The organism is Conyzicola sp. (assembly GCF_057073975.1).
In genome coordinates this window covers 32639-39649 of record NZ_JBXMIS010000023.1, presented here as the reverse complement: position 1 = coordinate 39649, position 7011 = coordinate 32639, and the positions used below count along the sequence as shown (strand labels likewise).

Below are 7011 nucleotides of genomic sequence, written 5' to 3'. Positions count from 1 at the left end.
GAGTCGCCCCGCGAGACCTTCTGGCCGTTGAGCTCGAAGGAGCCAGCGGTGCACAGCACGATGGCGTCGGCCGGCAGAGAGAGGTCGGTCTCGCCCGTCACGTGCACGAGCTCGAAGTCGCGCACGTTGGGCCGAAACACGTCGACCGTCTCGGTGTCAGAGATTGGCCGCAGGTACGGCACCGGCAGCGGCGTGAAGTCGAGCACGGCAAGCAGCTCGTCCACGTCCACATGCTTCGGGGTCAGCCCGCCGCGCAGCACGTTGTCGGACGCCGCCATGAGCTCGATGCCGAGGCCCTCGATATATGCATGGATGTTGCCAGCAGGCAGGAACAGCACCTCACCTGGCGACAGCTCGGCAAGGTTGAGCATGAGGCTGATCGCGATGCCGGGGTCACCGGGGTAGGCACCAGCGAGCTCTCCGACGAGGGAGAAGTGCTCGCCCTCGACGAGAGCCGCCGCCGCGACGAGGGCCTCGACGAGCTCATCGACTCCGGCGCCGCGCGAGATGAGCCACTCGAAGGTCGCGCGGATGTCGTCGTCGCTGCCGAGGCGATCCAGCCATCCGTTGAGCGGCGCGTTACCCGGAACCGCGCCAAGGAGTCGCTCGATGGAGGCAGCGGTCTCGGCGGCAGGGCGGAAGCCGCACAGCGCGCGGAACGGGGTGAGGGCGAAGATGATCTCCGGCTTGTGCAACTCGTCTTTGTAGTTGCGGTGCGGTGCGTCGAGCGGAACCCCTGCCGCGTTCTCGCGGGCGAAGCCGGCCCGTGCCTGCGCGATCGTGGGGTGCGCCTGCAGGGACAGGGGGGATGCCGCCGCGAGCACCTTGAGCAGGAATGGCAGCTGGACGATGTCGGAGAGCGGGCCGTCGGCCGTCTGCGACGGGGATCCCGGGTGCGTGCCGAGCCAGAGCTCGGCCTGCGGTGCGCCCGACGGGGTCGTTCCGAGCAGCTCGGCGATCGCGGTCGCAGAGCCCCACGCGTAGTCGCGCGGGGTATTGGTGATGCCTACAAACATCCGAACCGTCCTTGTTCGTCGATTAGACCAAAGTACCAACGCGCTAGTAGCCCACATCGACCGCGCCATAGTGTTTGGGAGGTTTCCCACAAGCAATGGAGCATTCGATATGACCTTCGAACAACTCACCAGCGATTTCTACGGCTTCGAGAACGCCCTCACGGCGCAGGAGAAGGACTCGATCATGGAGCTCCGCGCCTTCCTCGACGCCGAGGTGCGACCGTACGCCAACGACCTGTGGGCCAAGGCCGAGTTCTTCCCGCGCAGCGTCGTCGACGGCCTCGCCAGGCTCGGCATGTTCGGCCAGCCGTGGGAGGAGACCCGCCGGTTCGAGAACAGCGCGGTATTCCGCGGCTGGGTCGCCCTCGAGCTGGCACGGGTCGACGCCAGCGTCGCCACCCTCGTCGGCATGCAGAACGGCCTCGTCATGGGCGCGATCGCCGTCGCCGGCTCGACGGAGCAGCGCGCCGAGTGGCTGCCCAAGTTCGCGAGCGCTGAGCTGCTCGGCGCCTTCGGCCTCACCGAGCCGCTGTCGGGATCCGATACGGCCCAGGGCTTGCAGACGGTCGCGAAGCGCGACGGCGACTCGTGGACGATCAACGGCTCCAAGCGCTGGATCGGCAACGGCTCGATCAGCGACGTCACCATCGTCTGGGCGCGCGACGCCGACGACAACCAGGTCAAGGGCTTCATCGTGCCGACGAGCACCCCCGGCTACGCGGCCAGCCGCATCGAGAACAAGCAGGCGCTGCGCATCGTGCAGAACGCCGACATCACCTTCACCGACATGGTCGTGCCGGAGTCCAACCGCCTGCAGGGCGGCAACTCCTTCCGCGAGACGGCCGCCGTGCTGCGCCTCACCCGCGCAGAGGTGGCGTGGGCCGCGGTCGGCAACTCGATCGGCGCCTACGAGGCGGCCGTGAAGTACGCGGGCGAGCGCATCCAGTTCGGCAAGCCGATCGGACAGCACCAGCTCATCCAGGAGCTGCTGGCCAAGTCTCTCGGCAACATCACCTCCTCGATCGGCTTGGTCACGCGCGTCTCCCAGATGCTCGACGAGGGCATCCAGAAAGACGAGCACTCCGCGCTCGCGAAGGAGTTCACCACAAGCCGGATGCGCGAGACGGTCGCCTGGTGCCGCGAGGCCCTCGGCGGCAACGGCATCGTTCTCGATTACGGAGTCATGCGCCACTTCGCCGATGCGGAGGCGCTCTACTCCTACGAGGGAACCCGCGAGATGAACACCCTCATCGTCGGCCGCGCGATCACGGGCAAGGGCGCCTTCGTCTAGGCGACTGCATGCATCGGTAGGCTCTCCCCATGAGCTTTTTGGACGCGCCGCGATTTCGTGCTGCGTTCATCGCGCTGGTCTTCTTCACCCTGTTCGCCGGGGATGCCTGGCGCTACTCGATCAGTTGGGTGGGTTTCGGCGTCATCGCCGTCGTCACACTGGTGATCTCCGTGCTGCTGCTCGTTCGCGCCTACCGATCGGGCGCGTGGACCTGGCCGGAGCTGCCGATTCCCCTCGTTGTATTCCTAGCGCTCGCAACGGCGTCTGTCGCGTGGTCCTTCTATCCGGGTGCCACGGCCCTCGGGTTGGTCGCCACCTGGCTCACCGTGGTCATCGGCGCATCCATCGCTGTCACCTATGACTGGGCGGGCATCCTCCGCGGTCTCTCGACCGCGCTCCGCATCATCCTCGGCCTGTCTCTCCTCTTCGAGTTGATCGTCTCCCTCTTCGTGCGGCGACCGCTGCTGCCGTTCTTCACCCTCGCCGACATCGACTCGTACGAGACCATCCCCAAGCTGCTCTACTGGTCACGCAACCTGTTGTTCGACGGCGGCAAGATCCAGGGCATCGTCGGCAACTCGAGTCTGCTCGCCATGGTCTCGCTCGTCGCCCTCATCGTCTTCGGCATCCAGCTCGCCGATCGACGGGTCGGTCGCGCATCAGGCATCGTGTGGATCGCCGTCGCGGTCGCCGGCATTCTGTTGACCCGCTCCGCCACCATCACCGTCGCCCTCGTCGTGCTCGCGATCGTGACCGTCGCCATCCTCGCAATCCGACGCCTCGGGAGGCGCGGCCGCGCCGGGGTGTACGCGGCCCTGCTGGCACTCGTCACCGGAGGCATCATCGCGGTCGTCGCCGCGCGTGAGCCCCTTCTCGCAGTTCTCGGCAAGAGCAGCGACCTCACCGGGCGACTCGACATCTGGAGTGCGGTCATCCATCTCGCCGAGCAGCGACCCGCCGCCGGGTGGGGATGGGTGAGCTGGTGGATCCCGTGGATCCCCCCGTTCGACACGCTTGCCTTCGAGAGCGGCGTTCGCCAGCTCCACGCGCACAACGCCTGGCTCGACATCTGGTTCCAGCTCGGCGTCATCGGCCTTGTCGTGTTCGGTGCCCTCATGCTCACCACCGCGCTGCGATCATGGCAGCTCGCCGTTGATCGCCCCCAGGTGACACCCGGAACAACTGAGCGCTACACCGCGCTCACCCTGCTGCCGGTCCTGCTCGTCGTCGCCGTGCTCGTGCAGAGCGTTGCCGAGAGCAGGCTTCTCGTGGAGTACGGACTCGCCCTCGTCGTGATCCTTGCCGTACGCACCAAACTCGGCACAAGGGCGACCGGCTAGTGGCGAACCGCCGACCTTCAGCCAGGGACGCGCTCCTGGACTTCCTCGGCTCGGCGCCGCTCGCCTCCACCCTTGCGACCACCGCCGTCGGTGTCGGCGTGCTAGCCGTGCCCGTGCACAACACAATTGGATGGGCGGGGCTCATCGCGATGCTCGCCGCCCTTCTCGTGCTGTGCGCCGCGTCCGCCTGGGCGCGACGAGACACCCTCGACCGCACAGGGCTCCTGCCCATCTCCCTCCTCGCGTTCACTGTGTGGGCCGGGCTCTCGGTCGCCTGGAGCCAGTACCAGTGGGTGACGGTCGGCAGCCTCGCGTATCTCTTCGCATTCTCGCTGCTCGGCGTGTACATCGCGCTTGTTCGCGACACCATTCAGGTGATCCGGGTGTTCGGCGACGTCATCCGATTCGTTCTGGTTGCCTCTCTCGCCCTCGAGGTACTGTCAGGCCTGCTGATCGACTCCCCCATCGGCTTTCTCGGCATTGGCGGCAATCTCGCCAACGGAGGGCCGATCTCGGGTCTCATGGCCAACCGGAACGACATGGGCCTCCTCGCGGTCATCGGCGGCCTGAGCTTCATCATCGAGTGGCGCACGCGCTCGATCCAGCGCGGGCTCGCGATCGGCTCGCTCGTGCTGGCCGCGCTCACGTTGCTCTTCACCCGCTCGTCAATCGGCTACGGCACGGCGTTCGTCGCCATCGTGGTGCTGGGCGTGCTGTACGGAATTCGCCGCGTGCCGGTATCGCAGCGTCGCTTCTGGCAGGTCGGCGTGCTGCTTCTCGCCGCCGTCGGCGCGATCACCGCCTGGGCTCTGCGCAGTCCCATCATCAGCCTTCTCAACGCAACGGGCGAACTCAACTACCGCCTCGCCCTGTGGACAGATGTCTGGGCACTCCTGCGTGTCCACATCGTCGAGGGCTGGGGCTGGGTTGGGCAGTGGAATACCGGCGTCGTGCCTTACTCGCTGCTCAGCACGGTCGCGGGTCGCCCATCGAATTCTGCTGTGAACGCCTACCTCGATGTCTGGTTCCAACTGGGATTCATAGGGTTCGCGCTGTTCCTCGGCCTCGCAGGACTGGCGTTCGCGCGCTCGTGGCTGCTTGCGGCACGTCAGCGCAGCGTGGTCTACACGTGGCCGGCCGTCGTCCTCGCCGCCCTGCTGACGGCGTCGCTTGCCGAGAGTGGGATACTCACGGAGTTCGGATGGATGACCCTCGTCATCTGCTGCGTGCTCGCTTCGCAGAGACTCAGCTGGCGCACGGCCTTCCGCACCCCGCTCGAACAGGAGCCGCTGTGACCGATCCTCGCCCGCTCGACATCGTCATGCCGTTCTACGGGCGAGTCGACCACTTCGAGGCGGCCGTCGAGAGCGTGCTCGCCCAGACCGATCCGAACTGGCGACTCACCGTGATCGACGATGTCTACCCCGACAGCGCGCCCGGCGAGTGGGTGCAGGCAATCGGCGATCCGCGGATCACCTACCTCCGCAACGAGGAGAACCTCGGCGTCAACGGCAACTTCCGCAAGAGCCTCGCGATGATGACGTCCGACTACGGGGTGATCGTCGGGTGCGACGACATCATGCGGCCGCAATACGTCGCCCGTATCCGGGAGCTCGCCGACAGCTTTGCCGGGGCTGCCATCATTCAGCCGGGCGTTGAGACGATCGACGAGAACGGGCGGGCATCGAGATCTCTCGCCGACCGGGTCAAGGCTGTCTACCGCCCGCGAGGAGCACAGCCGCGCGTGCTCCGAGACGAGGAGCTCGCCGCGAGCCTACTCCGGGGCAACTGGGCGTACTTTCCATCGATCGCGTGGAACGTGGCTGCAGCACAGGCCGTCGGCTTCAGAGACGACTTCGAGATCGTGCTGGATCTTGCCCTCATGCTCGACCTGGTCATGGCCGGGGGCACCATGGTGCTCGACGACCGGCCCGTCTTCGACTATCGACGACACAGCGCCAGCGCGTCATCGTCGAGCGCGGTGGATGGCAGCCGCTTTGTCGAGGAGCGCGACATCTCCCTCGAGATGGCGGCAGTCGCGCAGAGACGGGGCTGGACCCGCGCGGCCCGCATCGCACGTGTGCATGCGCTCTCCCGGCTCAACGCGCTGTCTGTGCTCCCGGCGGCGATCGGTGCTCGCGACCGTGACGGCATCCGGGCGATCCTCGCGCACGTCGCGGGCCGTCGCTGAGCTTCACGCACTTTGACCGATTGGTAGGCTGAACGGCATGGAATCCTCGTATGCGCGTACGCTCATCGTGATGCCGGCGCTCAATGAGGAGGCCTCCGTCGGGGCCGTCATCCGCGAGGTCCATGCGGCACTTCCCGGGGTCACCGTGCTCGTCGTCAACGACGGTTCCACCGACCACACCGCCGAGGTCGCGGCGCAGGCCGGAGCTCGGGTCGCCTCCCTCCCCTTCAACCTCGGTGTCGGCGGCGCCATGCGCGTCGGCTTCCGCTACGCGCTGGAGAACGGCTTCGACAACGTCGTCCAGGTCGATTCCGATGGCCAGCACGATCCTGCCGGTGTTCCGGCCCTGCTCTCCGAACTCGAGTCGGCTGACCTCGTGCTCGGAGCGCGCTTCGCCGGTGAGGGCGACTACCGCGTGCGTGGTCCGCGCATGTGGGCGATGAAGACCCTCGCATCGGTTCTCAGCCGCACGTCGGGCGCGCGCCTGACCGACACGACCAGCGGATTCCGTGCATCCGGCCCCCGCGCCGTCGCCCTGTTCGCGTCGCACTACCCCGCCGAGTACCTCGGCGACACGATCGAGGCCCTCGTCATCGCATCTCGGTCTGGCCTCGTCGTGCGACAGGTTCCCGTGTCCATGCGGGTGCGGGCGGGTGGAGTGCCGTCGCATAATCCGATGAGATCCGCCGTCTACCTTGGTCGCGCCGGCCTCGCGCTCGTCTTCGCGTTCGCTCGCCCGGCATCCAGCTACTACGTGAGGAGCAACGAGTGACTCTCGCAAGCTATATCCTCGGCATCGTCGCCGCGGCGCTGGTTCTCATCGTTGTGATCGAGCTACTGCGGCGACGTCACCTGCGGGAGCGTCACGCCATCTGGTGGATCATCGCCGGTGTGCTCGCCCTCGTCGCCGGAATCTTCCCGAACACGCTCACCTGGGTCGCTGGTCTCGTCGGCGTCGAGATCCCGATCAACCTGGTGTTCTTTGTCGGCATCGCCACCCTCTTTCTCGTCTGCCTCCAGCACAGCTCGGAGCTGACCCAGCTCGAGAGCAAGACCCGCACCCTCGCCGAGCGCATCGCGCTGCTGGAGATGGACGACCGGCGGCCGGCGGACGCGCCCGCACAGCCGACCACCTCCAGCACCAAGCGGAAGTCGGGCAGTGGCGCCTGAGGC

7 protein-coding genes are annotated in these 7011 nt (G+C 67.0%); 6 read left to right on the top strand and 1 reads right to left on the bottom strand.

The window, feature by feature from the left end; all coding sequences use genetic code 11:
- On the bottom strand, window positions 1-1016 hold a 1016-nt coding region (gene manA, locus AC14A7_RS02260; protein WP_484006258.1), incomplete at its 3' end, for a mannose-6-phosphate isomerase, class I.
- A gap of 109 nt (window positions 1017-1125) precedes the next feature.
- On the opposite strand from manA, the gene AC14A7_RS02255 reads away from it, so the two are divergent.
- The 6 genes from AC14A7_RS02255 to AC14A7_RS02230 all read left to right on the top strand — a co-directional run bounded on the left by AC14A7_RS02255 (window position 1126) and on the right by AC14A7_RS02230 (window position 7008).
- The gene (locus AC14A7_RS02255; RefSeq protein WP_484006257.1) at window positions 1126-2307 is read left to right on the top strand and encodes an acyl-CoA dehydrogenase family protein; all 1182 of its coding nucleotides are present in this window, start codon (window positions 1126-1128) and stop codon (window positions 2305-2307) included.
- A 29-nt stretch (window positions 2308-2336) separates the two neighbouring features.
- On the top strand, window positions 2337-3647 hold the full coding sequence (locus AC14A7_RS02250; RefSeq protein WP_484006256.1) for an O-antigen ligase family protein: 1311 nt from the start codon (window positions 2337-2339) through the stop codon (window positions 3645-3647).
- Between the two features lie 113 nt (window positions 3648-3760).
- Complete coding sequence (locus AC14A7_RS02245; RefSeq protein ID WP_484006255.1) at window positions 3761-4942, top strand: O-antigen ligase family protein; 1182 nt, start codon at window positions 3761-3763, stop codon at window positions 4940-4942.
- The gene (locus tag AC14A7_RS02240) at window positions 4939-5838 is read left to right on the top strand and encodes a glycosyltransferase family 2 protein (protein WP_484006254.1); all 900 of its coding nucleotides are present in this window, start codon (window positions 4939-4941) and stop codon (window positions 5836-5838) included. The genes AC14A7_RS02245 and AC14A7_RS02240 overlap by 4 nt, the downstream gene beginning before the upstream one ends.
- A gap of 37 nt (window positions 5839-5875) precedes the next feature.
- Window positions 5876-6610, top strand: a complete 735-nt coding sequence (locus AC14A7_RS02235) for a glycosyltransferase family 2 protein (RefSeq protein WP_484006253.1) — start codon at window positions 5876-5878, stop codon at window positions 6608-6610.
- The gene (locus AC14A7_RS02230; RefSeq protein ID WP_484006252.1) at window positions 6607-7008 is read left to right on the top strand and encodes a DUF2304 domain-containing protein; all 402 of its coding nucleotides are present in this window, start codon (window positions 6607-6609) and stop codon (window positions 7006-7008) included. Before AC14A7_RS02235 ends, AC14A7_RS02230 begins: the two co-directional genes overlap by 4 nt.
- Window positions 7009-7011 lie beyond the last annotated feature (3 nt).